At 68.2% G+C, this 25,644-nt stretch carries 18 protein-coding genes; 8 read left to right on the plus strand and 10 right to left on the minus strand.

Annotation, left to right across the window (positions count from 1 at the left end; genetic code table 11):
• Nucleotides 1-73: 73 nt before the first annotated feature.
• Both QPK32_RS17460 and galK read left to right on the plus strand, forming a co-directional pair.
• Entirely contained in the window at nt 74-1,126 is a 1,053-nt protein-coding gene (locus tag QPK32_RS17460; RefSeq protein ID WP_290414070.1) for a UDP-glucose--hexose-1-phosphate uridylyltransferase, read from the plus strand.
• Between the two features lie 8 nt (nt 1,127-1,134).
• Nucleotides 1,135-2,298, plus strand: coding sequence for a galactokinase (gene galK / locus QPK32_RS17465; RefSeq protein ID WP_290414071.1), 1,164 nt, complete (start codon nt 1,135-1,137; stop codon nt 2,296-2,298).
• Nucleotides 2,299-2,320: 22 nt separating this feature from the next.
• Here the strand turns inward: galK and QPK32_RS17470 are convergent, their stop codons facing one another.
• Nucleotides 2,321-3,307, minus strand: coding sequence for an AAA family ATPase (locus tag QPK32_RS17470; RefSeq protein ID WP_290414072.1), 987 nt, complete (start codon nt 3,305-3,307; stop codon nt 2,321-2,323).
• A gap of 147 nt (nt 3,308-3,454) precedes the next feature.
• Between QPK32_RS17470 and QPK32_RS17475 the strand changes: the two genes are divergently transcribed.
• Entirely contained in the window at nt 3,455-4,984 is a 1,530-nt protein-coding gene (locus QPK32_RS17475; protein WP_290414073.1) for a sigma-54 dependent transcriptional regulator, read from the plus strand.
• Here QPK32_RS17475 and QPK32_RS17480 read toward each other — a convergent pair.
• The 5 genes from QPK32_RS17480 to QPK32_RS17500 all read right to left on the minus strand — a co-directional run bounded on the left by QPK32_RS17480 (nt 4,973) and on the right by QPK32_RS17500 (nt 11,847).
• A complete protein-coding gene (locus tag QPK32_RS17480) occupies nt 4,973-5,353 on the minus strand; it encodes a hypothetical protein (RefSeq protein WP_290414074.1) in 381 nt (126 codons plus the stop codon). The two genes, QPK32_RS17475 and QPK32_RS17480, sit on opposite strands and share 12 nt — an antisense overlap.
• A gap of 43 nt (nt 5,354-5,396) precedes the next feature.
• Nucleotides 5,397-7,586: a serine/threonine-protein kinase gene (locus QPK32_RS17485; protein WP_290414075.1), complete on the minus strand. Its 2,190-nt coding sequence runs from the start codon at nt 7,584-7,586 to the stop codon at nt 5,397-5,399.
• 119 nt (nt 7,587-7,705) lie between these two features.
• On the minus strand, nt 7,706-9,568 hold the full coding sequence (locus QPK32_RS17490; RefSeq protein WP_290414076.1) for an AI-2E family transporter: 1,863 nt from the start codon (nt 9,566-9,568) through the stop codon (nt 7,706-7,708).
• A gap of 156 nt (nt 9,569-9,724) precedes the next feature.
• Nucleotides 9,725-10,333: a cyclopropane-fatty-acyl-phospholipid synthase family protein gene (locus tag QPK32_RS17495; RefSeq protein ID WP_290414077.1), complete on the minus strand. Its 609-nt coding sequence runs from the start codon at nt 10,331-10,333 to the stop codon at nt 9,725-9,727.
• Nucleotides 10,330-11,847 (minus strand): APC family permease, encoded by a 1,518-nt coding sequence (locus tag QPK32_RS17500; protein WP_290414078.1) that lies wholly within the window; start codon nt 11,845-11,847, stop codon nt 10,330-10,332. Before QPK32_RS17500 ends, QPK32_RS17495 begins: the two co-directional genes overlap by 4 nt.
• Before the next feature lie 160 nt (nt 11,848-12,007).
• Here QPK32_RS17500 and QPK32_RS17505 point away from each other — a divergent pair, with 160 nt between their 5' ends.
• Nucleotides 12,008-13,237: a zinc-dependent alcohol dehydrogenase gene (locus tag QPK32_RS17505; RefSeq protein WP_290414079.1), complete on the plus strand. Its 1,230-nt coding sequence runs from the start codon at nt 12,008-12,010 to the stop codon at nt 13,235-13,237.
• A gap of 42 nt (nt 13,238-13,279) precedes the next feature.
• Here the strand turns inward: QPK32_RS17505 and QPK32_RS17510 are convergent, their stop codons facing one another.
• Nucleotides 13,280-13,906, minus strand: coding sequence for a LysE family translocator (locus QPK32_RS17510; RefSeq protein ID WP_290414080.1), 627 nt, complete (start codon nt 13,904-13,906; stop codon nt 13,280-13,282).
• A 135-nt stretch (nt 13,907-14,041) separates the two neighbouring features.
• On the opposite strand from QPK32_RS17510, the gene QPK32_RS17515 reads away from it, so the two are divergent.
• From QPK32_RS17515 to cphA (QPK32_RS17530), 4 genes are all read left to right on the plus strand, one after another.
• A complete protein-coding gene (locus tag QPK32_RS17515) occupies nt 14,042-14,893 on the plus strand; it encodes a metallophosphoesterase (protein ID WP_290414081.1) in 852 nt (283 codons plus the stop codon).
• Nucleotides 14,894-15,189: 296 nt separating this feature from the next.
• On the plus strand, nt 15,190-16,587 hold the full coding sequence (locus tag QPK32_RS17520) for an amino acid permease (protein WP_290414082.1): 1,398 nt from the start codon (nt 15,190-15,192) through the stop codon (nt 16,585-16,587).
• 227 nt (nt 16,588-16,814) lie between these two features.
• Nucleotides 16,815-18,275, plus strand: a complete 1,461-nt coding sequence (locus QPK32_RS17525) for an iron-containing redox enzyme family protein (RefSeq protein ID WP_290414083.1) — start codon at nt 16,815-16,817, stop codon at nt 18,273-18,275.
• Nucleotides 18,276-18,358: 83 nt separating this feature from the next.
• On the plus strand, nt 18,359-20,992 hold the full coding sequence (gene cphA / locus QPK32_RS17530; protein WP_290414084.1) for a cyanophycin synthetase: 2,634 nt from the start codon (nt 18,359-18,361) through the stop codon (nt 20,990-20,992).
• Nucleotides 20,993-21,164: 172 nt separating this feature from the next.
• Here the strand turns inward: cphA (QPK32_RS17530) and cphA (QPK32_RS17535) are convergent, their stop codons facing one another.
• The 3 genes from cphA (QPK32_RS17535) to QPK32_RS17545 are packed head-to-tail and all read right to left on the minus strand — an operon-like array spanning nt 21,165 to nt 25,584.
• Nucleotides 21,165-23,762 (minus strand): cyanophycin synthetase, encoded by a 2,598-nt coding sequence (gene cphA / locus QPK32_RS17535; protein WP_290414085.1) that lies wholly within the window; start codon nt 23,760-23,762, stop codon nt 21,165-21,167.
• The gene (locus QPK32_RS17540; RefSeq protein WP_290414086.1) at nt 23,759-24,670 is read right to left on the minus strand and encodes a cyanophycinase; all 912 of its coding nucleotides are present in this window, start codon (nt 24,668-24,670) and stop codon (nt 23,759-23,761) included. Before QPK32_RS17540 ends, cphA (QPK32_RS17535) begins: the two co-directional genes overlap by 4 nt.
• Nucleotides 24,667-25,584 carry an isoaspartyl peptidase/L-asparaginase gene (locus QPK32_RS17545; RefSeq protein WP_290414087.1) on the minus strand — a complete coding sequence of 306 codons (918 nt, stop codon included), beginning with the start codon at nt 25,582-25,584 and terminating at the stop codon, nt 24,667-24,669. Before QPK32_RS17545 ends, QPK32_RS17540 begins: the two co-directional genes overlap by 4 nt.
• Between the last annotated feature and the right edge of the window lie 60 nt (nt 25,585-25,644).

Genomic DNA, 25,644 nt, shown 5'->3' on the forward strand with positions numbered 1-25,644 from the left:
AGCGGCCTCGGATGCGCCTGCCGCTACCTGCGGGCGCAGCCGCCGGTCCATTCGCAAGAGATCAAGGAGACACATGTTCAACCCATCAGACCATCCGCACCGGCGCTACAACCCCCTGACGGGCGAGTATGTGCTGGTGTCGCCCCATCGCGCCAAGCGTCCCTGGCAGGGCCAGCAGGAAAAGGTCGACAACAGCCCGCGCCCCGCGCACGATCCGACCTGCTACCTGTGCGCCGGCAATACCCGGGTGAACGGCGTGCACAACCCGGACTACAAGGGCACCTACGTATTCGAGAACGACTTCGCCGCGCTGCTGCCGGACACGCCCGACGCGCCGCCGCCCGCCGATCCGCTGTTCCAGGCCGAGAGCGCGCGCGGCACCAGCCGCGTGATCTGCTTCTCGCCGGACCACGGCAAGACGCTGCCGGAACTGGCGCTGCCCGCGATCGAACAGGTCGTCGACACCTGGTGCGACCAGGCCCAGGAGCTCGGCCGAAGCTACCGCTGGGTCCAGGTGTTCGAAAACAAGGGCACCGTGATGGGCTGCTCGAACCCGCACCCGCACGGCCAGATCTGGGCGTCCAGCTTCGTGCCGAACCTGCCCGCCGCCGAGGACCGCAACCAGCGCGCCTATTTCGCCGAGCAGGGCCGTCCCATGCTGCTCGACTATGCCGAGCGCGAAGCGGCGGCCGGCGAGCGCGTGGTGGTGCAGACGGCCCACTGGCTGGCCGTCGTCCCGTACTGGGCCGCCTGGCCGTTCGAGACGCTGCTGCTGCCGCGCTTCGCCGTGCGCCGCCTGGAAGACCTGACGCGGGAACAGCGCGCCGACCTGGCGAAGGCCTTGAAGCTCCTGACGATCAAGTACGACAACCTGTTCCAGACCTCGTTCCCGTATTCGATGGGCTGGCACGGCGCCCCGTACGACGGTTCCGACGGCGCGCCCTGGCAGCTGCATGCCCACTTCTACCCGCCGCTGCTGCGCTCCGCCACCGTCCGCAAATTCATGGTCGGCTTCGAGATGCTGGCCGAGGCCCAGCGCGACTTGACCGCCGAACAGGCGGCCGAGCGCCTGCGCGCCCTGCCGGACGAGCACTACCTCCACCCTTCGAACCCGACGCAACCTTGAAGCCATCCATGAGCGAAACCCTGATTTCCCGTACCCGCGCCGCCTTCGAATCCGCCTTCGGCGCCGCCCCGGCGCTCGTCGTGCAGGCGCCGGGACGCGTGAACCTGATCGGCGAGCATACCGACTACAACGGCGGCTTCGTGCTGCCGTGCGCCATCGACTACCGCACCGTGATCGCGGCCCTTCCGCGCGCCGACCGGCTCGTGCGCGTCGTGGCCGCCGACTACGGCGGCGCGATCGACGAATACTCCCTCGACGCGCCGATCGAGCGGCGCGACGACGCCATGTGGGCCAACTACGTGCGCGGCGTCGTGCGCGAACTGCAGCGCCGCGGCCTGCCGCTGACGGGCATGGACATGGCCATCTCGGGCGACGTGCCGCAGGGCGCGGGCCTGTCCTCGTCGGCCTCGCTGACGGTGGCCGTCGGGCGCCTGTTCGCCACGCTGCCGGGCATGGACGCCCTGACGCCCATCGAGACGGCGCTGGCGGCCCAGCATTCGGAGAACGACTTCGTCGGCACCCAGTGCGGCAACATGGACCAGATCATCTCGGCCTGCGGCGTCGAGGGGCACGCGCTGCTGATCGACTGCCGTTCGCTGGAAACGCGTCCCGTCGAGATTCCCGCCGGCGTCGCGATCATGATCCTGCACTCGCACGTCAAGCGCGGCCTCGTCGACAGCGAATACAACACCCGCCGCCAGCAGTGCGAAGCGGCTGCCCGCCATTTCGGCGTACCGGCGCTGCGCGACGTCGATCCCGCCATGCTCGCCGAGCGCGGCGCGGGCCTGGACGAAGTGACCTTCAAGCGGGCGCGCCACGTCGTGACGGAGGACGCGCGCGTGCTGCAGGCGACCCAGGCGCTGGCTTCCGGCGACCTCGCGCGCATGGGCCGCCTGATGGCCGAATCGCATGCGTCGATGCGCGACGACTTCGAGATCACCGTGCCGCCGGTCGACCGCCTGGTCGAGATCGTGGCGGGCGTGGTCCAGGAACGGGGCGGCGTGCGCATGACGGGGGGCGGGTTCGGCGGCTGCATCGTGGCCGTGGTGCCGGAAGACCTGGTCGAACCGGTGCGGGAAGCCGTGCTGCGGGACTACCGCGCGCCGGGCGGCGAACAGTCGACGATCTACGTCTGCCGCGCCGCCGCCGGCGCGGGCGTGGTCTCGCAGTAGGCGTCGCCGGGCCGGCCGGCTCCTAGTTGATGCTGCGCGTGCGGGCCACGCGCAGGACGCTGGCGGCGCAGGGAACGGCGCGGGCGCCCGGCACGCCGGCCAGGTGGAAGGTGGTGCGCGGCAGCGCCTCCAGGCGCGCGCCGAGCGGATCGGACTGGGATCCGGGCTGCGCTTCCGACCCCAGCATCCAGACGAGCGGCAGGTCCAGCGTGGCCGGCAGCACGGTGTCGAGCATCGACGCCGTGCTCCAGTCGGCGCATTGGACATCGTCGACCACGAGCGCCAGCGGCTGGCGCCGGGCGCGCTGGCGGATCAGCGCGCACAAGGCGGCGGCCTGCAGGACTTGCGTTCCCGGCAGCGGCCAGGACGAGAGCCCGGCTAGCATGCCGAGGCAGGCGTCGACGTGTTCCGCGCACAGGTCGAGCGCGCGGCAGCGGCTGCGTACCAGTTCGTCCATGTCCGCCGCATCTTCGCCAGGACCGATATACAGCAGCGCGCGCACCAGCTGGGCCAGCGGGTGCAGCGCCCGCGCATTGGCCCGCGCCAGCTCGACGACGACGGCGGAAAAGCCGCGCTGGCGCGCATCTTCCGTGCACTCGGCCAGCATCGTCGACTTGTTCGAGCCGGGCGCGCCGCGCACGTCCGCCAGGCGGCCGTGGCCCGTCGCCAGCACGGCGTCGAACAGCGCCGCGCATTGCAGGCGCTCGACCCCGAACGCGCCGCCCTTTGCGGCCGGCACGGCATGGCGCGCCGCCGGCGCGATCAGGGCTTCGACGCCGATCCCGTAGAACGCCGCCAGGTGGCGCACGGTGCGAAAGCGCACCGGCCGGCCCGAGGCGGCGCGCTTCAATGCGGCCCGTGTCAGGCATTGGCGCCGGTCCAGGAATTTCTCCGAGATGGCCGCCGCGCCATCGGCGGGCCGCTGGCGCAGCAGGTTCAGGCGCTGGACGTCGAGCGTGACGCGGACGTCGGGTGCCAGCATGTTCGGGGCGGATTCGGGCTTGTGCATGGTCGTGATTCGCTGGGTCGGTGGGCCGCGGGGCAGGGGCGGCACGGTCTCTGTTGCAAGCGTCATGCCATGCCTGTTTGCCCCGTAAAATGGGGCCTCCCGCTCCCCGCCGCGCGCCGCAGCGTGTAAAATTGCCACGTTTTTTACATGTCAACATTCGCCGCGGCCTTCACCATGCACGATTCCGACTTCACGCTGACTTCGCCGCTGTCCGACCCCGGCGTGTCCGAACGGCCGCTGCTGGCGCTCACGATCGTCTGGCATCCCGACTCGGCGCGCATCGGCGAGCAGTACGTGGGCGACGCCGGCATGCTGGAGCTGAACCGCTACGCGCCGCAGTTCAGCCGCCCGGGCCACGAAGGCCTGCCCTTGGGCCACGGCGGCATCTCGCGCGAGCCGCTGCGCTTCACGCGCAACCGCGACGACGAGGTGACGATCGCGCTGCCGGCGAGCCGCATGACGGTCGACCTGAACGGCCGGGCCGTGGAGGGCAGCGTGCGCCTGGACGCCGATGCCGTGGCCGCGGGCCAGATCCTCACGCTGGGCCGCGCCGTGGTGCTGTGCCTGCACTGGATGAACTGCCTGCCGAAGGATAACCCGGTCCCGGGCCTCGCGGGCGTGGGCAGCGCGGCCATCGCGTTGCGCGACCAGATCCGCATGGTCGCGCCGACCGACCTGACCGTGCTGCTGCTGGGCGAGACGGGCACCGGCAAGGAGATCGCCGCGCGGGGCATCCACGCGCTGGGGCGGCGCAGTGCCGACCGCCTGGTGGCCGTGAACATGGCCGCGCTGAACGAAGCGCTGGCCGCCGCCGACCTGTTCGGCGCGGCGAAGGGCGCCTACACGGGCGCCCAGGCCGAACGCCGCGGCCTGTTCGCGGAAGCCGACGGCGCCACGCTGTTCATGGACGAAATCGGCAACGCGCCGCCGAGCGTGCAGCCGATGCTGCTGCGCGTCCTCGAAGGCGGCGACTACCGCCCGCTGGGCGCGGCCCAGGACCGCCGTTCGACGGCGCGCCTGATCGCCGCCACCGACCAGGACCTGGACAGCGCCTCGTTCAACCATGCGCTGCTGCGCCGCCTGGAAGGCTTCACGATCCAGCTGCCGCCGCTGCGTGCGCGGCGCGAGGACATCGGCGTCCTGATCGTGCACCTGTTGGGGAAGCAGGGCGCGCTGCCGCCGCTGCCGGCGCGCCTGGTGACGGAGATCGCCTGCTACGACTGGCCCGGCAACATCCGCCAGCTGGGCCACACGCTCAAACGCATCGCCCTGCTGGTGGAAAACGGCGGCACGCCGCAACTGGAGCAATTGGTGCGCATGGCGCCCGTCCCGCCGAGCAGCGTCGCGCGCCTGGTGGCCGAGGCGGCGCCGGCGTCGTCCGCATTGTCGGCGGGACCGCGCCGCAAACCTTCGCAATTGACCGAACAGGACGTGACGGACGCGATGGTCGCCAGCGACTGGAATATCCAGGCGGCGTCGCGCATGCTGGGGATTTCGCGTCCGAGCCTCTACAAGCTGCTCGATACGCACGGCGAGATTCGCTGGGCCGAGAAGATCCCGGCCGAGGAAATCGCGCGCGCCATGGCCGCCCACGGGGACGACGTGACGCGCGCGGCGGCTGCGCTCAGGACGCCGACGGAGTCCTTGCGCAGGGAGGTGAGGAGGTTAGTCGTCTGAGCCGGGGCGGTTGCGGATGACGACCTCCGGATCCGGGAGGTAATAGAAAGAGCTGGTGCCGTCGGCGTTGCGAGCGCTGAACGCTAGCGAAAAGCCCCAGCGACCAAGGTTTTTACCAACCTGGAGGGTGGGCGTCTTCGTTAAATCGATCTGGTTGCCCTGGATGAAGGGCGACGAGATTTTCTCGTCACCCATCTGACCGCATAGCATGACAGCTTGATTGACGTCGCCGGGGCCGTTGAAAATGACGTCGACAAGGTCGCCCGGATGGGCGTCACAACATTCTTCGCGATCCACGTTATTGTAGGACCAAGTTGCCCGCTCCTGGTCCAAGGTATAGGTGACGGTGAGCGTGTAGGTATCTTGCATCGGTTTCTCGCTGGTTGTAGGGCGGTGGCCCATGGAAAAAATGTTATTCCGCCTGATATCCTGGATCTCGGCGCAACGCCGCGAGATCCGGCTCGGCATCTATGAAGTTCGATGGATAGCCCAGGCGCTTGGCTTTATTTATCGCCGCGAGCGCTAGCGAACGTTTGCCTAATAGTTCGTAAGCCATACCTGCCCGAAATTGCACTGTCGGGTCATTCGGCGCCAACGTCAGGGCACGTTGAACGAGCGGTGCAGCATCTACTGCCAGTCCTGCGCGTACCGCGTAGAGACCCATCCGCGAATTAAGTACCGGATCACTAGGGGCGCGTGCCAACTTCGGCGTCAGCAGCTGTCGCGCCTTGTCGTAAGCTTGCTTAGCTTGTTGTTCGCGACCTGGCAGCCAGAGAAGCGTGTCAGCGAGATTCGCCCAGTTCAGGTAGTCGCCAGGCGAACCGCGCGTGGGTGACACTGCGTTTTCGAATGCTTTTGCTGCGCCTACAAAATCACCGCGTACGAACAATGCGTTTCCAAGGTTGGTGTAAAGATGCGCGCTCGGGCGGATTTGCAGCCCTTCCTGCAGTACTTGTAGGGCCTCATCACTACGGTCTTGCATCAGGAGAACGCCGTTCAGGTTCGCGTATGGGAATACGGCATCCGGCTGCAGTGCGATACTGTGTCTAAAGGCCTGCTCCGCCGCCGCGTAGTCGCCTTGCGTTACCTTGAATGCACCGAGCTCGCCATAGAAAATCGCTTCTTGAGGGAAACGACGAATGCCTTCATCAATGGCCGCGATTGTCTGCGGCGTTCTTCGGGCATTGCGAAGGGACTCTACTTTGCCGCGCCATGCAAAATAATTGTTAGGATCAAGCCGAAGCGCGCGTTCATAGGCTTCGGACGCAGCTGCAAACTGTCCCTTACGGTCTAGAACGGCACCTTGCGCAACTTGGCTCAATGCCAATTGGTCATTGAGCTTGAGCGCCAACTGTGCGCCAGCGTCAGCTTTTTGTAGCCAGATTTCGTCCTTGTCGTCCGTTGCAAAACGCTGGCTATACACCAGCGAAATGCCTGCGACGGCTGCGGCGTTGTTTGGGCTGCGTACAAGAATCTCGTTGAACCGCTTTTCAGCATCTTGAAGCTCCCCCGAGAGATCACTGCGCTTCAGCGCGGTCAATGCCTGCTCCATTGCTGCTGCTTCCGAATACGGCGCCAGAGGATTTTGAAGCGACTTCATATTGGGCCCCGCCTGCCACCAAGCGACACCCGCTAGCGCTGCCAGCAAAATCGCTACGCTTCCGAACCCCGCAGGGCTCAATAAATGATAGCGACGGTCCTTGAGGTCGGAATCGACGCTCGGAAGGGCTCGTGGTGGATCGATCGACGACGAATCATACTGTTGCAAGATTCGCTTTCCGGCCTCGCCGATCGTCGCGATGCGTTGCTCGGGGACACGCGCCGTCATTCCCCGGACGAGCGCAATGAGCGCAGTATCGAGGCTATCCGGATAGTCCCAACTATCCGACGAAGACTGTATGTGTGCCGCAGCCAGTGCGAGGCCATTCAGCGTGGAGAACGGTCGCTTGCCGACCACCATCTCATAGAGCATCACACCCAGCGAGTAAATGTCGCCACGCGCATCGGGTAGCGCACCGAGCAAGCGCTCCGGCGCCATGTACGCGATCGTTCCCTGCGGCTCGGACTGCGTGATCGTGGTCGTCGCCAGCATGTCGTGGCGCAGCGCCAGCCCGAAGTCGAGGATGCGCACCTTCCCGCTTGGCTCGAGCATGATGTTCGATGGCTTCAGGTCGCCGTGGACCAGCCCGGACGCATGCGCGTCCTGCATCGCTTCGGCCACTTGGCGCGTCCAGTCGAGCGCATCGGCCAGGGCTGGTTTGCCCTCCGCCAGCACTCGCTTGAGCGTGCGGCCGGGAATCAGCTCCATGACGATGAACTGGCCGTCCTCCGTCTCTTCAATCGCATGGACCTTGACGAATGCCGGATGATGGAGCGAGGCGGCCATTCGTGCTTCGCGCATGAGGTCGGCGCCTGCCGCGACGGCATCGTGCTTGACGCGCTTGATCGCGACGCTGCGCTGCAGCTTCGTATCCCAGGACTCGTAGACTTCGCCATGCCCCCCTTCGCCCAGGCGGCCACGAAATGCATAATGTGCCGGCGCGGGAGGAAAGGCGGTGGACGGCACTGAGCTGGAAGGAAGAACGTCGTCGAGAACAGCCATGCCATTGGATACGGAACAAAGTGTTCCTGATTATAGCAATGGGGCAACTAAAAATGGATGCAGAGATGCAATTTTTAGTCGCGTCCCGGCGACACTTTTACACATCCATGGAGCGGGCTTCAGCCCCGCGCCGGCTTCTCCGGCGACACGAACGCCAGCGCTTCCTCGAACGACCTCAGCACGATATCGATATGGTTCTCGATCGCCGATTGCGGCACCGTCGAGCGGTCGAACGGCGGGCGGACCGTGGCCAGCAGCACGGTCGGCAGGCTGTTGCGCAGTTCCAGCGCCGCCGTCAGCCACGTGGCCAGGTGCTCTTCCATCGGGTAGGGCAGGAAGATGGTCGAGATCAGTTCGGCGTAATCGGGTCCCGGGCCTTTCGTTTCCAGCAGCGTGAAGCTGCGCGCGTCGATGTCGCCTTCGCGCAGCGCCCGCACCAGCAGTTCGCTCAGGATGCCGTCGCGCTCGGACGCCAGGCCGGCGCACAGGACGACCGAATGGGCCGGCACGTCGAGCGAACCCTGCCAGCGGCCCTGCCGCTCCTCGCGCATCTGGCGCAGGTGGGCGCCGAGGTTGGCGTCCAGGAGGGAGACGTTGCGCCGGCGCAGGCTGCGGATGGGGACGGGCATGTCCGGCGTCAGCTGCGACGCGACGTCGGCGATGGTGGCGCGGATGCGGGCCAGCTGGGTATCGTCGATCTGGCCGCTGCGGATGTCGGCGGAGGCCGTCGTCAGGCCCGGCAGCAGCACCTGGTCGCAGTAGCGCGCGAAGCTGGCGCGGCGCAGGTAGGCGCGGGCGTCGCGCAGGATGGTCTCCGTATCGCCGGCCAGCACGCGCTGGTACAGGCGCTGGGCGCCGCTGACGCTGGGGGCGTCGCCGAGCAGGATGGTCACCGGTTCGAGGCCGCGCACGTGGCGGCCGGCCACCACGAGGCACAGCGTCAGCGGCGTCGACAGCAGCAGGCCGATCGGTCCCCACATCGCGCCCCAGAATACGGCCGAGACGATCACCGCCAGCGGCGACAGGCCCGAGCTGTGGCCATAGACCTTGGGCTCGACGACGTTGGCGACGAACAATTCCAGCGCCAGGAACAGGGCGATGCACGAGACCGCCAGCTGCCAGCCCGGATCGATGGCGGCGACGAAGACGGCGATGGTGAGCCCGGCGGCCATCACGCCCAGGTAGGGCACGAAGCGCAGCATGGCGCTGAGGGCGCCCCATAGTCCGGCGTGCGGCACGCCGGCCAGCCATAGCAGCAGGCCGATCAGCGTGCCGAACGTCAGGTTGACGACGAATTGCGAGAAGAAGAAGCGCGACACGCCCTGGGCGGCATCGGACAGCGCACGGATCGTCCTGCCGACCTCGGCCTGGCCGGCCAGGCGGATCACGCGGTCGCGCAGCGATTCGTGCTCGAGCGTGATGAATACCAGCAGCACGAGCACGAGGCCCGCTTCGCCGATCGGTCCCCAGGCCACGGAGAACAGGCGCTGGATCTGGTCGCTGGTCGTCAGGCGCGGCTGGCGGATCTCGACGGGCAGCGGCTGCGTCGGGCTGACGGTGACGGTGGTGATGCCGCGCCGGGCCGTGACGGCGCCCCGTTCCTGCGGCGAAACGGCGGTCAGCTCGGCCTCCAGGCGGGCGAAGGGGCGTTCCGCGAATTCGCGCACGGCGGCGACCTTGGTGCGGATCGCGGCGCGGTACTTCGGCAGGTCGTGCGACACGGCGACCAGCTGGAAGGCGAGGATCGTGCCGACGCCGATCACGCAGCTCGCGACGATGATCACCGACAGCAGCGTGGCCGGCATGTGCGACAGGCCGAACCGGCGCATGCTGCGGATCAGCGGCGCGATGACAAGGCTCAGGATGGATGCGAGCGCGAGCGGTTGGATGACGTCGCGGCCGAAGTACAGCAGTCCGAGGACGCAACAGGCCGTGACGATCGAGCCGGAACCCAGGTACTTGAATAAGGATGAATCGCGCATTCGCGGGGTGCGGGGCGGATGGCGGGACGCTGTCGCTGCCATTCGTAAACATGAAACCTCCAATGTAACGAAAAAATGGCACCCAATCAAATTAGCTTATGGAAATAGAAAGGAAAGGACGTTTTGTACGTACGACACGGCCCTGAACCCGAGGAATCAGGCCCTGGACCGCCCGCCGTCCGCTGCCGGCGCCTTCTGGGCCGGTCCGATGGTCCACATATGGATGGTCCGGCCGCCGACGTCCTCCGTGCGCTCCGGCGGCCACTCGGGACCCATGTCGAAGGCGTGCGAGACGACGCGGCTGCCGACCTTGAGCTGTTGCCACAGCTTGGGGCGCAGCTTGACGTTCACGTCGGGCAGCAGGTACAGGGTGACGACCGAGGCGCGCGACAGGTCGGTCTCGAACAGGTTGGCGATGCGGAAGTCGACGCGGGTGCCCACGCCGGCCTTTTTCGCGTTGGCGCGCGCCTCCGTGATGCGTTCGGGATTCAGGTCGATGCCCAGTCCCTGCGCGCCGAATTCGCGCGCCGCGCTGACGACGATGCGGCCGTCGCCGCAGCCCAGGTCGATCAGGTAGTCGCTCTTGGCCACATGGGCCAGTTCCAGCATGCGGTCGACGACGTCCTGCGGCGTCGGCACATAGGGGACGTCCAGGCGCGCCGGCGGCCGCTTGTCCTGGGCGCAGGCGACCGGCGCGGGCAGCAGGGCGATGCCCCCGGCGGCGGCGGCGAGCAGGAAGTGGCGGCGGTGCATGATCGGGTTCATCTTCGCTTCTCCTCGGGTTCGAAGGCGGCGGGCGCCGCGCGCTGGCCGTCGTCGTGGCGCAGCACGACGAGCAGCAGCAGGCCGGCGGCAAGGACGGCGACGCCGATCCAGGCGGCATTCACGCCGCCCAGCGACTGGCTCGCCACGTGGGTCAGGCTGGCCCACAGCATTGCCGTGCAGCTGGCGCAAAAGACCAGCGGCAGCAGCGGATACCACGGTACGCGGAAGGGGCGCGGGCGGGCAGGGTCGCGCCGCCGCAGGACGAACAGCGCGATGCCCGTCAAGAGGAAGAACAGCCAGAAGACGGGCGCCGTGAATTCGACCATCGCACGAAAGCCGTCGCCGCTGCCGCTGCCGATGCCGACCAGCAGCAGCGCGGCCGCGGTCTGCAGCAGCATGGCGCTGGCCGGGCTGCCGCGTGCGCCATCCCAGCGGGCCAGACGGCGCAGGCGCGGCCAGTCGCGGCCGAGTGCATAGCCGGTGCGGGCGCCGACGATCATCGTGGCATTGATCGACGTGAGCGCGGACACCGCCACCAGCAGGGCGATGGCTTCGCTGCCCGCGTCGCCCAGGCCCAGGCGCAGCACGTCGGCGGCGGGCGCGCTCGACGCGGCCAGCGCGGCCATGCCCAGCGCATGCCAGTAGGCCCAGCACACCAGCAGGTACAGCGCCGTGATCAGGGCGACGGAGAGGACCAGCGCCCGCACCATGGCGCGTGGCCCTCCGCGCAGTTCGGCGCTGATGTAGGCGGCCTCGTTCCAGCCGCCGTAGGTGAGGAGCACGAATACCATCGCGAGGCCGAAGGCCGCGGGCGCGCCGCCGGCGGCTGCGGCTGCGGCGGCAGGGGACGGCGTGGCGCCGCCGGCCGCCAGCGCCAGCGGGACGCCGCCGACCAGCAGCAGCCCGCCCACCTCGACGAAGGTGAGCCAGTTCTGGGTGCGGCTGCCGCTGCGGATGCCGGCCAGGTTGACCGCTGCCAGCGCCACGACGGCGGCCGCGGCGTAGACGGTGGCGCCGGCGGCGGGCGCCAGCGACGCCAGCGGCAGCGCCTGTTGCGCGTAGTCGCCGAACACGAAGGCCAGCAGCGCGATCGAGCCCGTCGTGATCACGGCGTAGCGCGCCCAGCCGAACAGGAAGGCGAGCCCGCGCCCGTACGCTTCGCGCAGGTAGTGATAGTCGCCTCCGGCATGCGCATGGCTCGTCGCCAGCTCGGCGTAGCACAGGGCGCCGACGAGGGACAGGGCGCCGCCGAGTGTCCACGCGAGGAACATCCAGCCGGGACTGCCGGTCAGGCCGGCGACGGCGGCGGGCGCCTTGAAGATGCCGGCGCCGATGACGATGCCGACGATCAGCGTGACGGCTTCGCGCTGGCCCAGGGTGGGCCGCGGGGCGTCGCGGCATTCGACTTCGGCGTCGTGCGGTGCATCGGGCATGGTGGCGAACGGCTCGGGTGGCGGGGTCTTGTCCGGTAAGACGAGGCGGGCAGGACGAAGTTCCGGCGCAGGTGCCGGCATGGATACGTATCAAACGTGCGGCGCTGGACGTGGCCGTGACGCCCGGTAACGTGCGGGCCGGGCCCGGTACCCGATGCTAAGCTGGATGTTCGTGCCGGCCCCGGGGCGCGGCGCGCCGTTACCTCCACCCAACGTTACGCAGAGCATCGAAAGGATCGACATGAAAGCCGTTGTATTCCACGACGTCGGCGACATCCGCCTCGAAGACGTTCCCGAACCCCGCATCGAAGGACCGCAGGACGCCATCGTCCGCATCACCACCAGCGCCATCTGCGGCACGGACCTGCACTTCGTGCGCGGCAGCTTCAGCGGCATGGAAGCGGGGACGATCCTCGGGCACGAGGCGGTCGGCATCGTCGAGCAGCTCGGAAGCAACGTGCGCAACCTGTCGATCGGCGACCGGGTCGTGATCCCCTCGACCATCGCCTGCGGCTATTGCTCGTACTGCCGCGCCGGCTACTATGCCCAGTGCGACAACGCCAACCCCAACGGCCCGTCGGCTGGCACCGCCTTCTACGGCGGGCCGAAGGCGACCGGCCCGTTCAACGGCCTGCAGGCCGAGAAGGCGCGCGTCCCCTTCGCCAACGTGAACCTGATCCGCCTGCCGGACGAGGTCACGGACGACCAGGCGATCCTGCTGTCCGATATCTTCCCGACGGCCTGGTTCGGCGCCGACCTGGCGGACATCGAGCATGGCCACACGGTGGCCGTGTTCGGCTGCGGTCCGGTCGGCCAGTTCGCGATCGCCTCGGCCAAGCTGATGGGCGCGGCGCGCGTGCTGGCCGTCGACAACCTGCCGGACCGCCTGGAGGTCGCGCGGCGCCAGGGCGCGGAGGTGATCAATTTTGACGAGGAGGATCCCGTCAAGACCATTCTCGAGCTGACGGGCGGCATCGGCGTCGACGCCGTGATCGATGCCGTGGGCGTCGATGCCGCATGCCCGCACCATGGCCCGGCCGCGCAACAGGCGGCCGAGAAGAAGGAGCAGTTCGAGCGCGAGGTACAGGAAGTGGCGCCGCACCAGCATCCGGACGGCGACAACTGGCATCCGGGCCAGGCGCCGTCCCAGGCCCAGCAGTGGGCCGTGCAGGCGCTGGCGAAGGCAGGCACGCTGTCGATCATCGGCGTGTATCCGCCGTCGGACAACTCCTTCCCGATCGGCAGCGCCATGAACAAGAACCTCACCATCCGCATGGGCAACTGCAACCACCGCAAATACATTCCCGACCTGATCGAACTGGTGCGTACGGGGGCCTTCGACCCGACCTCGATCATCACCCAACGCGAAGGCATGGAATCCGTGATCGACGCCTACAAGGAATTCGACCTGCACCGCCCCGGCTGGCTGAAGGTCGAGCTGATCGAGTCGCGCGACGGCCGGCGCGGCTGACCGGGCCCGCCGGGATCGGCGGGCGGTGGCCGGCGCCGTCGATCAGCGCGCCACGATCAGGCGCAGGCCCAGGCCGATGAACACGGCTCCGGCGATGCGGTCGAGCCACATGCCCGCCGCCGGGCGGCGCCCCAGCCAGGCGCCGATCGTCCCCGAAAAGAAGCCGAGCAGGCCGAACAGCACGGCGGCCTGCAGGGTGAAGGTCAGGCCCAGCAGCGCGATCTGCACGTTGGCGTCACCGCGGCCGGCAGCCACGAACTGCGGCAGGAAGGAGAGGAAGAACAGGGCGACCTTCGGATTGATCGCGTTGGCCAGCATGCCCTTGAAGAACAGCGTGCGCGCGGATTCCGCCACGCCCTCGGCCCGATCGACGCGAGCGCCGCCCCGGCTGCGGATCGCATGCCAGCCCATCCAGGCCAGGTACAGGCCGCCGCACACCTTCAATGCCGTGAACGCCACCGGCGACGCCGCGATCAGGGCGCTGACGCCGACCACGGCCAGCAGCGTATGGCTCAGGCAGCCGAACGCGCAGCCCAGGCCGAAGGCGATCCCGCGCAGGCGTCCCTTGGCGATGCCGATGCTCAGGACCATCATATTGTCCGGCCCCGGCGACAGGGTCAGCAGGACGGCGGCGGCGAGGAAGGCGAGGAATTGGTCGAGGGTCAGCATCGGCGTTGTGATAAAAGTGGAGGCCAATCTTAGCGGCTCTTGATCTAGCGCACTAGTCCATGCACGCCCGGCGGCTAATCTGCGCCGTCCGCGGGACGCTTGGTGTAGAGTGCCAGTTTTACAAGTATCTTACGCATGAGCAAGAACAAGCACGGCCGCCCCATCCGCCACGCCACCGAACGCGTCCTGAACTTCCTGCTGCTGGGCGGCATGGTCGCAGGGCTCAGCTACCGGCTCGGCGGCCAGGGCAGGGTGCGCGTCGTGCGCCAGGACGTCGAGGTCAAGGGCGGCAGGCGCCTGCCGCAGCCGCTGCGCATCGGCTTCGCGTCCGACTTCCATGCGGGGCCGACGACGCACGGCGCCCTGTTCGACGATCTCCTGCTGCAGGTCGAGCGCGAGCGTCCGGACGTGCTGCTGCTGGGCGGAGACTACGTGTCCTTCGACGCGGGCAACGTCCAGGCGCTGGCGGCGTTCCTGCGCCGCGCCGCCGTCCTCGCGCCGCTCGGCGCCTACGCGGTGATGGGCAACCACGACGTCTGGAACGGCCGCGAGACCATCGAGCGGGTGCTGCGCGACGCCGGGGTGGGGGTGCTGGTCAACCGCAGCGTGGCGCTGCCCGGCCCGTTCGACGAGGTCAGCATCTGCGGCATCGACGACCCCTGGACGGGCCAGCCGTCCGCGCGCGACGCCTTCGCCGGCGCCGGGCCGGTGCGTATTTACCTCATGCATTCTCCGGATGGTTTGTGGCGCCTGGAGGGTCAGCATTTCGACGTCGGCTTCGCCGGCCATACCCACGGTGGGCAGATCGCGCTCCAAAATGGTGCGCCGCTATTCCGGCCCAGCGGACCCGTGTCGCGCGACTACTGTTATGGCCGCTACGACATTCCCGGCAACGGACCGTTGATCGTTAGCCGGGGCGTCGGTTGCGCGGGCATTCCCTTGCGCCTGAATGCGGATCCGGAACTGCTCATCTGCACCCTACGCTAGCAAACGTCGCGCTTCACAGGCGGATCGATCGTCATCCGAGGCGGCCGTCGCCAGCATTTCCATCCTAAACAAACGGATTTTTTAAGTAATCCTTTGATTCCCGTTAAGAGAATGGTGATAATGTCACGCCGCTAACGCTGCTGCCCGGCATTGTTTTTGCATGCCGGAAAGCCGCGCAAGCCCGTACCCAAGAGGAGACATCGCGCGTGTGTCGGTCGAGAACGACACGATCGCTCTGCGGCGGCGCACACAATAACGAGGGTCCGGGATCTATCTACTATCGATTGGAGAAAGCAGTGAGTCTTTTCAGAACCAAGAATCTCGACAACATGGTCGCGTCCGCCGCTACCCCTGGCGGACTGAAGAAGGTACTGGGTCCGACCGACCTGATCCTGATGGGCATCGGCGCCATCATCGGTACCGGTATCTTCGTGCTGACCGGCGCGGGCGCGCTGACTGCGGGCCCGGCACTGACGGTGTCCTTCATCGTCGCCGCCATCGCCTGCGGGTTCGCGGCGATGTGCTATGCCGAGTTCGCATCGACCGTGCCGATCGCCGGTTCGATCTATACCTACAGCTATGCGGTGCTGGGCGAACTGGTGGCGTGGATGATCGGCTGGGACCTGCTGCTCGAGTACGGCCTCGCCACGTCGACCGTCGCCAGCGGCTGGTCGGGCTATTTCCAATCGCTGATGGCCGGTTTCGGCCTCGAGATTCCCAAGGTGCTGTCGGCCGCGCCGGGCGCGCTGCCGGGCGTGCAGACCTATATGAACCTGCCGGCCCTGTGCATCATGCTGCTGCTGACCTGGATGCTGTCGCTGGGCGTGCGCGAATCGGCGCGCGTGAACAACGTCATGGTGATCATCAAGACCGTGGTCGTGCTGCTGTTCATCTTCGTGGGCTTCAAGCACGTGGCGCCGGCCAACTGGCACCCGTTCGCCCCGTTCGGCGTGAACGGCATCATGAGCGCCGCCGCCGTCGTGTTCTTCGCCTTCATCGGCTTCGACGCCGTGACCTCGGCCGCCGAGGAAGTCAAGCGTCCGGAGCGTGACCTGCCGATCGGCATCATCGGTTCGCTGCTGATCTGCACCGTCCTGTACGTGATCGTGGCCGGCATCATGACCGGCATCGTCCCGTTCAAGCTGTTCGAAGGCGTCGACCATCCGGTCTCGCTGGCCCTGCAGCACGCGGGCGAGAACTGGTTCGCCGGCTGGATCGACCTGGGCGCGATCCTGGGCATGACCACCGTGATCCTGGTGATGGCCTACGGCCAGACCCGCATCATCTTCGCCATGTCGCGCGACGGCTTGCTGCCGGCCAAGCTGTCGACCGTGCATCCGAAATACGGTACCCCGTTCTTCGCCACCTGGATGGTCGGCATCGTGTTCGGCCTGATGGCCGCCTTCGTGCCCCTGAACGTGCTGGCCGAGCTGGTCAACATCGGCACGCTGGCCGCGTTCTGCCTGGTGTCGGTGGCCGTGATCGTGCTGCGCAAGAAGCGTCCGGACCTGAAGCGCGCCTTCCGCTGCCCGGGCGTGCCCGTCGTGCCGGCGATCGCCGTGATCTTCTGCCTGGCGCTGATGTCCTTCCTGTCGGCCATTACCTGGATCGCCTTCGGCATCTGGCTGGCGATCGGCCTGGTCGTGTATTTCGGCTACGCGCGTTCGCGCTCCAAGCTGCATGTCCAGCAATAAATAAAGTGTGTGCCGCGGCTGCCGCGGCGGACTCGGAAGGGCGGCCGCGAGCCGCCCTTTTTCATGGATTGACGCATTGCCATCAGGAATGAATATAAAAATATCTTTCTTGAAATGAATGCATTTTTTGTAATCATTGTCCGACAACGAGGAGGGGAGCGTACCGATTACGTCCTCATGCACCGGTCCGCATAATCGAGGTAGAACAGTTACCAAAAAGATTTGCCATGACCTCTACGTTTGCCATCGAGAGCACGAATGCGCGTACCACCCCGGAGACACGCGCCGCCATCCCCGCCCTGGATTCGAAAGCACTTTATTTTGCACTGCTGGACAATCCGGCCGAGCATGTGGAAGCCGCGCGCGCCTACCTGCGCGCGCAGATCGAGGCCACCCGCGCCGAACCGGACGAGCTGCCGGATGCGCCGTGGCAACTGCCGGGCTGGATCCAGGGCCGTTCCGAAGCCGTGGGCCTGTCCTACCGCGAATACCTGGCTGCGCGCAAGAACGGCGCGCCGCGCCGTTATTTTTCGAACAAATCGCACGCCCTGTACTTCCTGAAGGGCGCTGCGCCGACCAAGCTGGTCGACGGCGCCTGGCTGTACGGCGTGCTGTCGCGCTGGGAAAACCCGGACTACCACCCGCTGATCAAGACCTATCTCGAAGAGCTCGGCGACGGCGTGCCGGACAAGAACCACGTCACGCTGTACCGCCGCCTGCTGGCCGCCCACGGCTGCGAGCATTGGGAAGGCCTGTCCGACGACTACTTCGTCCAGGGCGCGATCCAGCTGGCGCTGGCCTACTGCGCCGACCAGTTCCTGCCGGAAGTCGTCGGCTTTAACCTGGGCTATGAACAGCTGCCGCTGCACCTCTTGATCACGTCCTACGAACTGAACGAGCTGGGCATCGACCCCTACTATTTCACGCTGCACGTCACCGTCGACAATGCCGGCAGCGGCCACGCCCACAAGGCCGTCCAGGCCGTGCGCAGCCTGGCGGCCCAGTCGAGCGACCCGGCCGCGTTCTGGCGCCGCGTGCTGGACGGCTACCGCCTGAACGACCTGGGCGCCTGCACCACCTCCATCATCGGCTCGTTCGACCTGGAGGCGGAGCTGGTCGAGATCTTCACGGCGAAGGCGGCCATCGGCAAGAACATGCATTCGGATTACTGCCGCGTGGCCGGCCGTTCCGTCAACGACTGGCTGTCCGAACCGGCCGATATTCCCGCCTTCCTGAAGGCGATGGAAGACGCGGGCTGGATCCAGCGCGGCGAACCGGTCGAGAACAGCCGCTTCTGGCGCCTGATCCAGGGCGAGCGCGCCGAGATGTTCGGCGTGTTCTCCGCCTACGAGCAGGAAGTGCTGCGCGACTGGATCACGAGCACCCGCGACGACGTCAAGACGAGCCGCACGGGCCGCGTCCTGTCCCACCGCGCGCGCCAGCGCACGCTGGACAAGCTGAACCAGCAGGGGGAGCGCAGCGGCTACCCCGAACGGGGCCTGATCCGGCGCCGTAGCGCCGGCACGGGCGGCGACAGCGAACTGATCCAGCTGGAAGAGCGCGTTGCCAACGCCGCGGGCAAATCCGAGGCGATGTCCATGCTGGCGCGCCTGATGTCGCCTTCCGTGCATCATACGGCTATCGGCCTCATGGCGACCCGCATGTATTCCAAACTGCTCGACGCCTGACGTTTACAACAGAAGCTTTACCCTGGGACGCGGCCGCCGGCACCACCGGCGGCCGCGTCCCGTTGTCCAGAACGAGGAATCCTGTGCACATACTTGAACAACGCTTCCTGCGTGGCCCGAACATCCACGCGGAATCCCCATGCCTGCTGTCCGTGCTCGACCTCGACGACTTGTACGGCGTCTCCACCCGCGATATCCCCCAGTTCACCGTCGCCTTGCTCGATCTGCTGCCGTCGCTGGCGGACTACCTGGTGCCGACCGGGCAACCGGGCGGCTTCGCGCAGCGCCTGCGCGAGGGCACCTATCTCGCCCGCGTCGTGGAACACGTGACCCTCGGCCTGCAATGCCTGGCCGGCGCGCCAGTCGCCTTCGGCCGCACGCGTCCCGTGACGGGCAAGCCGGGCCAGTACCGCGTGGTCGTCGCCTACCTGCAGGAAAAGGTGGCGCAGCCGGCCTTCGCCCTGGCCGTCGACATCGTCGACGCACTGGCCCACGGCAAGCCGTTCGACCTGGAGCCGCGCCTGCAGGAATTGCGCGACGTGGCCGAACACTATGCGATCGGCACCAGCACGGCAGCCGTGCTGGCGGCCGCGCAGGAACGCGGCATTCCCGTGCAGCGCATCACCGAGGATGCCAACCTGTTCCAGTTGGGCTGGGGTGCGAAGCAGAAGCGCATCCAGGCCACCGTCACGGGCGACACGAGCACCATCGCCGTGCGCATCGCCGGCGACAAGCAGCTGACCAAGCAATTGCTGCAGGAAGCGGGCGTGCCCGTGCCCCAGGGCGAAACCGTCACGACGATCGAGGATGCGCTGCGCGTGGCGCGCAAGCTGGCGGTGCCCGTCACCGTCAAGCCGCTCGACGCCAACCAGGGCAAGGGCGTGACCGTCGACTGCCGCACGGACAGCGAAGTCGAGCAGGCCTACGCGTTCGCGCGCAAGCATGGCCGCCGCGTCATCGTCGAACGCTTCGTCGAGGGCGCCGACTACCGCGTGCTGGTCGCCGGGGGCAAGGTGGCGGCCGCTTCGTGCCGGCGCCCGGCCCATGTCGTGGGCGACGGCATCAGCACCGTGCGTGACCTGGTCGACGCGGAAAACGCGAATCCCGCGCGCGGCGCCGGCCACACGAACATCCTGACGAAGATCGCGCTCGACGCCCACGCCGAGGACCTGCTGCGCAAGCAGGGCTACGTGCCGGACGCCGTCCCGCCGGCCGGCGCCACCGTCTATTTGCGCGGCAACGCCAACCTGTCGACTGGCGGCACCGCCGAGGACGTGACGGACCTGCTGCCGGAATCCACGCGCCGCCTGTGCGTGCGCGCCGCCGCCAAGATCGGCCTGGACGTGGCCGGCATCGACATCGTATGCCGCGACATCGCCGTGCCGCTGGACGAGCAGGGCGGCGCCGTCATCGAGGTCAATGCCGCGCCGGGCATCCGCATGCACCAGCATCCGAGCAGCGGCCAGGCGCGCGATGCGGGCGACGCCATCGTCGAGGGCATGTTCGGCCATGGCGACGGCCGCATTCCCGTCATCGCCCTGACCGGCACCAACGGCAAGACCACCACCACGCTGCTGATGGCGCACACGGTGCGCCTGGCCGGCCGCGTCACCGGGGTGACGACCACGCACGGCGTCTACATCGACGGCAAGCAGGTGGCGAGCGGCGATTGCACCGGCTACTGGTCGGCACGCACCGTGCTCGCCTCGCCCGACGTGGAATTCGCCGTGCTGGAAACGGCGCGCGGCGGCATCCTCAAGCGCGGCCTCGCGTTCGACCGCTGCGACGTCGGCATCGTGCTGAACGTGGCGGCCGACCACCTGGGCCTGGACGGCGTCGACACGATCGAGGACCTGGCCCAGGTGAAGGCCGTGGTGCCGATGTCGGCGTCGCGCGCCGTCGTGCTCAATGCGGAGGATCCGCTGTGCGTGGCCATGGCGCGCCGCATCCACCCGGACGTCGAGATCGTCTACTTCGCGATGGAGGCCGACAATCCCGTGCTGCTGCGCCACCTGGAAGAGGGCGGCCGCGCCACCTATTTCCAGGACAACGCCATCGTCGTCGCCGACGCGACCTACCACCAGGAGCTGCTGCGCGTGGAATCCATGCCCATCGCCTTCGGCGGCCGCGCGCGCTACAACATCGCCAACGCGCTGGCCGCGGCGGCGGGCCTGATGGCGTCCGGTTTCACCAACCTCCAGATCGCGACCGGCCTGTCGACCTTCGTCAGCGACGGCAAGACCAATCCGCTGCGTACCAACGTGTTCGACGTGCGCGGCGTGACGGTCATCGTCGACTATGCGCACAACAAGGCGGCGTATTCCGCCCTCGTCGAGATGGCGCGCGCGCTGCTGCCGGGCCAGTTGGTCGGCATCGTCACGGCGCCCGGCGACCGGCGCGACGCCGACCTGATGGACGTGGGCCGCGTGTGCGGGGCCGGCTTCGACGAACTGGTCGTCTACGATTCGGCGCCGCGCGGCCGGCCCGCTGGCGAGGCCGTGGACCTGATCCTGCGCGGCGCCGAGGAAGTGGTCGGCGTGTCGGACACGCTGCGCCGCGAACTGGACGTGGGCAAGGCGGTGCGCCTGGGCCTGTCGCTGTGCGAACGGGGCGACGTGCTGGTGTTCGCCTGCGGTTCCTCGCTGGACGTGTTCGTGGAAGCGATCCGGGAGATGGATCCGGAGAGTGCGCAAAAGATCGCGGCGCAGGTGGGATAAGGAAGATCGGCAATGAAAAGCCGCCCGTGCTTGCGCAGGGGCGGCTTTTTTTGTGACGCAACCGTTAAAAGACGTCGCCCCCACGCAGGCGGGGACCCAAGTTCCGCGCGCGCCATCGCTGCGCATGAAAACCGGGTCCCTGCCTGCGCAGGGACGACATGTCGGCGTTAACTCAGACCGCTTCGGCCGCAATCCTGCGCGCCGTCTCCGGCGACGTCGGCCGGATCGCCTCCGTCAGTTCCGTGATCGACGAGCCGCAGCCGAACACCAGCACGTCGCCGGGCTCGCAGCGCGCCAGCCCGGCGCGGATCGCCTTGTGCACGTCCAGCTCCACCTGCAGGTGGTCGGCCTCGAACTTGGCCAGTTGCGCGCCCTGCACCAGCAGCTGGGACACGGCGCCGGAGGCGCGGCCGCGGTTCTCCGTCTCGTAGACGACCAGCTCGTCGAAGCCGGCGGCGCAGGTCGCGCCGATGTCGACCAGGTCGCCGTCGCGGCGGTCGCCCGGCGCGGCGACGACGCCGACCAGGCGGCCCGGCGTCATCGCGCGCGCCGTCTCGGCCAGCGCGGCGTAGGCGGCCGCATTGTGGGCGTAGTCGACGATGACGGTAACGCCGTCCACGTCGAAGACGTTCGAGCGCAGCGGATTATGCTTCCAGTCCGAGACGAAGGTGCGCAGGCCGTCGGCGATTTCCAGGTTGCCGAAGCCGGTCGCGGCCAGCGCCGCCGCCGCCGCCAGGCTGTTTGCGATGTTGTAGCGGGCCGCGCCCTTGAGGGTGACGGGCATGGTGCGCACGTCCAGCAGCGCTTCATGGCGGCTGGCGCCGGCCAGCACGATGCTGTTGTCCTGCAGGTACACGGCGCGGCCGCCTTTTTCCAGGTGGCGCAGCAGCACAGGGTTGTCGGCGTCCAGCGCGAAGTACAGCACCTCGACGCCCGGATCCAGCTGGCCGGCCATCGCCACGCAATGGTCGTCCTCGGCATTCAGCACGACGGCGCGGCGCGCGCGCCGGGCGATGACGCTCTTCACGCGCGCCAGCTCCTCGACGCTGTCGATGCCGTCCAGGCCCAGGTGGTCGGCGGAGACGTTCAGGACGACGGCGACGTCGCACTGGTCGTAGGCGAGGCCGCGCTTGAGCAGGCCGCCGCGCGCCGTCTCCAGCACGGCGAAGTCAACGTCGGGGCTGGCGAGCACGGTGCCCGCCGAGCGGTAGCCCGTGCAATCGCCCTTGACGATGCGGTCGCCGTCGATGAACACGCCCTCGGTCGTGGTGACGCCCGTGCGCAGGCCGGCCATGCGGGCTGCGTGGGCCACCAGCAGCGTGGTCGTGGTCTTGCCGTTGGTGCCCGTGACGGCCACGACGGGGATGCGGCCGTCGTCCTGGCCGAACAGCGCCTCGACGATGGCGTCGCCGGCGTCGCGCGGCGTGCCGCGGCTCGGGTACTGGTGCATGCGGATGCCGGGCGCGGCGTTGACTTCGATGATGCCGCCGTCCTGTTCGCGCAGCGGCAGCGCGATGTCCTGGCACACGATGTCGATGCCGGCCACGTCCAGGCCGATGGTGCGCGCGGCGCGGATGCAGATGTCGCGGGTTTCCTCCGGCAGCAGGTCCGTGACGTCTTCGGCGGTGCCGCCGGTGGAGAGGTTGGCGTTGCCGCGCAGCTCGACCACGGCGCCTGCCGGCGGCACGGCGTCCAGGTCGTAGCCCTGCTTGGCCAGGACGTCCAGCGCGACGTCGTCGAGCGGGATTTTCGTGAGGATGTTGGTGTGGCCGGCGCCGCGCGCCGGATTGGCGTTTTCCAGCTCGACCAGCGCGCGCACGGTGGAGACGCCGTCGCCCACCACGTGCGGCGGGCGGCGCCAGGACGCGGCGGCGACCTTGCGGCCCGTGACGAGCACGCGGTAGTCGCGGCCTTGCAGGTGTTCCTCGACGATGATGCGGCGGCCGTACTGGCGCGCGAAGTCGTAGGCGCGCTCGACCTCCTCGGGCGTCGCGCAGTTGACGGTCACACCCTTGCCCTGGTTCGCGTCGAGCGGCTTGACGACGACGGGGCCCTTCATGCGGCGCGCCACGCGCAGCGCCTCGGCCAGCGTGGCGACGGTGGAGCCGCCCGGCACCGGCACGCCGGCCTGGTCGAGCAGGGTCTTGGTCAGCTGCTTGTCGCTGGCGATGCCCACGGCGATGTGGTTCGACGCGCCCGTGATGGTGGCCTGCAGGCGCTTCTGGCGGCTGCCCCAGCCGAGCTGGAACAGGTTCGCATCCTCGGTCAGGCGCAGGCTCGGGATGCCGCGCTTGTGCGCGGCGGCCAGCACGGCACCCGTGCTGGTGCCGATCGCGTGGCGGTGCGCCGTGTCGCGCAGTTCGTCCAGCAGCGCTTCCAGGTCCGGTGCGTCGTGGCGGACGCAGGCCTCGATCAGCGTGCGCGCCGCATCCAGGGCGGCGCGCGCGACCTGCTCGATGGCGTAGCCGCAGGCGATGCGTACCTTGTCCGGGCGGGCCTGGTCTTCGTGCGTCTGGCTGAAGGCGCCGGGCGCGCCGGCCAGGCGCTGCAATTCCATCAGCACGGGTTCCAGGGCATCGTGCGGGGCCTGGCAGGCGGACAGGCGCGCGGACGCTTCCGGGGGCATGCCGGGCAGCAGGGCCAGCAGGCGAGCGCCGAGGCCGGCGACGCCGGCGTCGTGTGCCGACGCGGCGTCGACCACGACCAGCATGCAGGGCGTCGCGGCGTACAGGTTCGGGCCGCGCAGGAAGCGTTGTTCAGTGATTCTCATGAGATCGGATTCCGTTTCGTTACATTTTCCAAAAACTCGAGCAGCGGCGCCGGGATGCGGCGCGCGCCTTCTTCTCGCGCGGCATGCGGCAACACGTACTTGCTGCCGGAGGGCAGCAGGTGCAGGCGCACGTCGATCAGTTCGGGGGTTTCGTTGTTGGCGATCTCGGCGACGTTGGACTCCATCGAGCGGCCGTCGACGATGGTGACGGCGCCCTGGCCCAGCACCTCGATCCCGGCGCCGCGCTCGACGACGAGGGCCGTGTCCTCGTCGATGCCGATGCCCTGCAGGTAGGGGTTCTGCGCGACCACCGTCAACAGGCGCGACAGGCGCTGGCGTTCCGAGAAGTGCTGGTCGATCACGACGCGGTGCAGGAATCCCAGGCCCGCGCCCAGGCTCACCGAACCTTTTTCCGGATGCAGCTCGACGCGTCCCGTGGCCAGCATGTGGCCGGACATCGCGGAAGCGCCCGCGCTGGTGCCGCCGATGCAGGCGCCGCGCAGCTTGAGGGCGGCGTGCATCTCCGCGTCCAGCGCCGTGCCGCCGATGATGGCGAGCAGGCGCTTCTGGTCGCCGCCCGTCATGAAGATGCCGGTGGCGTCGACCACGTCGCGGATGTGCTCCTCGTTGTTGGCATCCTGGCGGCTGGCCAGGTGCAGGTGGACGTGGCGCCGCACGCCAAGGTCGGCGAAGGCCTTGTCGTAGGTTTCCCACATGTCGTCGGCGACCGCGCTGGCCGCCGTGATCACGACGATCTTCGCATCGGCGCCGCCGGACAGCTCGACGAAGCGCTTCAGGATCTCCATGTCGTGCTGCTTGTCCTCGTGCCCGCCGATGATCACGAGGTGGCCGTGGCTGGTCGCCAGGCGGGCGGCCCGGTCCTGCATGTCCTGGTCTTGCGTCGTCATTGCTGGATGATCCTTGCCTGCGGCATGTCGCGGTTGGAGAAGGAACCCGCCTCGGTCTTGCTGACGGCGATCAGGCCGACGGGCACGGCCGGGTCGAACAGCCCGATGCCGCGTTCCAGCGCCTGCTGCAGCGGCATGCCGTCCTCGATCCAGCCGTAGACGGTGCGCGCCAGCAGGTGGCGCACGATCTGTTCGCCGATGCCGGTCGCGGCGACGGCGCCGGCCGGGCCGGCATAGAAGCCGCTGCCGATGATGGGCGTGTCACCCACGCGGCCGAGCAGGGACGGCGCCGAGCCGCCCGTGGACAGCGCCACGGCGAAGTGGCCGTCGGGGCCGCGCACGACGGCGCCGACGGTGTCGCAGGCCGCGTTTTCCGGCAGGTCGAGCGGCGTCTGGTAGTTCCAGAAGCGCAGGAATGCCTTGGCCTGCGGGTCGATGCCGGGCATGGCGGGCAGGGAGCCGGCCAGTTCCTTGACGACCTTGGCGTGGGCGTCGCGCTGGCGCTGCGAGATCTCGGTGTGCACCGGATGCTGGATCGCGGCGGCGAAGCGGTTGGCGCCGTCGCCGGCGAGCAGCCAGTGCGGCGTGTCGGCCACGGCGCGCGCCAGCAGCACGGGATTCTTGACGCCCTGCACGCAGGCGACGGCGCCCAGCCGGCCCTTCGTGTCCATGATCGAGGCGTCCATCTCGACGGTGGCGCCGTCCAGGCACAGCACGGAGCCCGTGCCTGCGTTGAAGCGGCCGTCGTCTTCCATGACGGCCACGGCCGCGATGGCGGCGTCCAGCGCGTCGGCGCTGATCGCCAGCTCTTGCGCGGCACGTTCGGCGGCGCGCTCGCAGCCGTCGTCGTAGTCGCGCGGGCTGCCGGCGCCGCCGTGCACGACGATCGCATATCCTTGTTGGGTAACGCTCATGTTTTTTTATTCTCCAATGCAGGGCCGGGCCACGTGACAAATAAAGTGTGGCCCGGCGAA

Origin of the sequence: Massilia sp. YIM B02763 (genome assembly GCF_030412015.1) — a bacterium.
Lineage (GTDB): Bacteria > Pseudomonadota > Gammaproteobacteria > Burkholderiales > Burkholderiaceae_D > Telluria.

Bases quoted from the DNA above. Each gene is read 5' to 3' on its own strand.
- galK (WP_290414071.1), top strand. From the start codon at position 1,135: ATGAGCGAAACCCTGATTTCCCGTACCCGCGCCGCCTTCGAATCCGCC.
- QPK32_RS17475 (WP_290414073.1), top strand. From the start codon at position 3,455: ATGTCAACATTCGCCGCGGCCTTCACCATGCACGATTCCGACTTCACG.
- cphA (WP_290414085.1), bottom strand. From the start codon at position 23,762: ATGAGAATCACTGAACAACGCTTCCTGCGCGGCCCGAACCTGTACGCC.
- QPK32_RS17545 (WP_290414087.1), bottom strand. From the start codon at position 25,584: ATGAGCGTTACCCAACAAGGATATGCGATCGTCGTGCACGGCGGCGCC.
- QPK32_RS17480 (WP_290414074.1), bottom strand. From the start codon at position 5,353: ATGCAAGATACCTACACGCTCACCGTCACCTATACCTTGGACCAGGAG.
- QPK32_RS17485 (WP_290414075.1), bottom strand. From the start codon at position 7,586: ATGGCTGTTCTCGACGACGTTCTTCCTTCCAGCTCAGTGCCGTCCACC.
- QPK32_RS17510 (WP_290414080.1), bottom strand. From the start codon at position 13,906: ATGCTGACCCTCGACCAATTCCTCGCCTTCCTCGCCGCCGCCGTCCTG.
- QPK32_RS17540 (WP_290414086.1), bottom strand. From the start codon at position 24,670: ATGACGACGCAAGACCAGGACATGCAGGACCGGGCCGCCCGCCTGGCG.
- QPK32_RS17490 (WP_290414076.1), bottom strand. From the start codon at position 9,568: ATGCGCGATTCATCCTTATTCAAGTACCTGGGTTCCGGCTCGATCGTC.
- QPK32_RS17525 (WP_290414083.1), top strand. From the start codon at position 16,815: ATGACCTCTACGTTTGCCATCGAGAGCACGAATGCGCGTACCACCCCG.
- QPK32_RS17460 (WP_290414070.1), top strand. From the start codon at position 74: ATGTTCAACCCATCAGACCATCCGCACCGGCGCTACAACCCCCTGACG.
- QPK32_RS17500 (WP_290414078.1), bottom strand. From the start codon at position 11,847: ATGCCGGCACCTGCGCCGGAACTTCGTCCTGCCCGCCTCGTCTTACCG.
- QPK32_RS17505 (WP_290414079.1), top strand. From the start codon at position 12,008: ATGAAAGCCGTTGTATTCCACGACGTCGGCGACATCCGCCTCGAAGAC.
- QPK32_RS17495 (WP_290414077.1), bottom strand. From the start codon at position 10,333: ATGAACCCGATCATGCACCGCCGCCACTTCCTGCTCGCCGCCGCCGCC.
- QPK32_RS17470 (WP_290414072.1), bottom strand. From the start codon at position 3,307: ATGCACAAGCCCGAATCCGCCCCGAACATGCTGGCACCCGACGTCCGC.
- QPK32_RS17515 (WP_290414081.1), top strand. From the start codon at position 14,042: ATGAGCAAGAACAAGCACGGCCGCCCCATCCGCCACGCCACCGAACGC.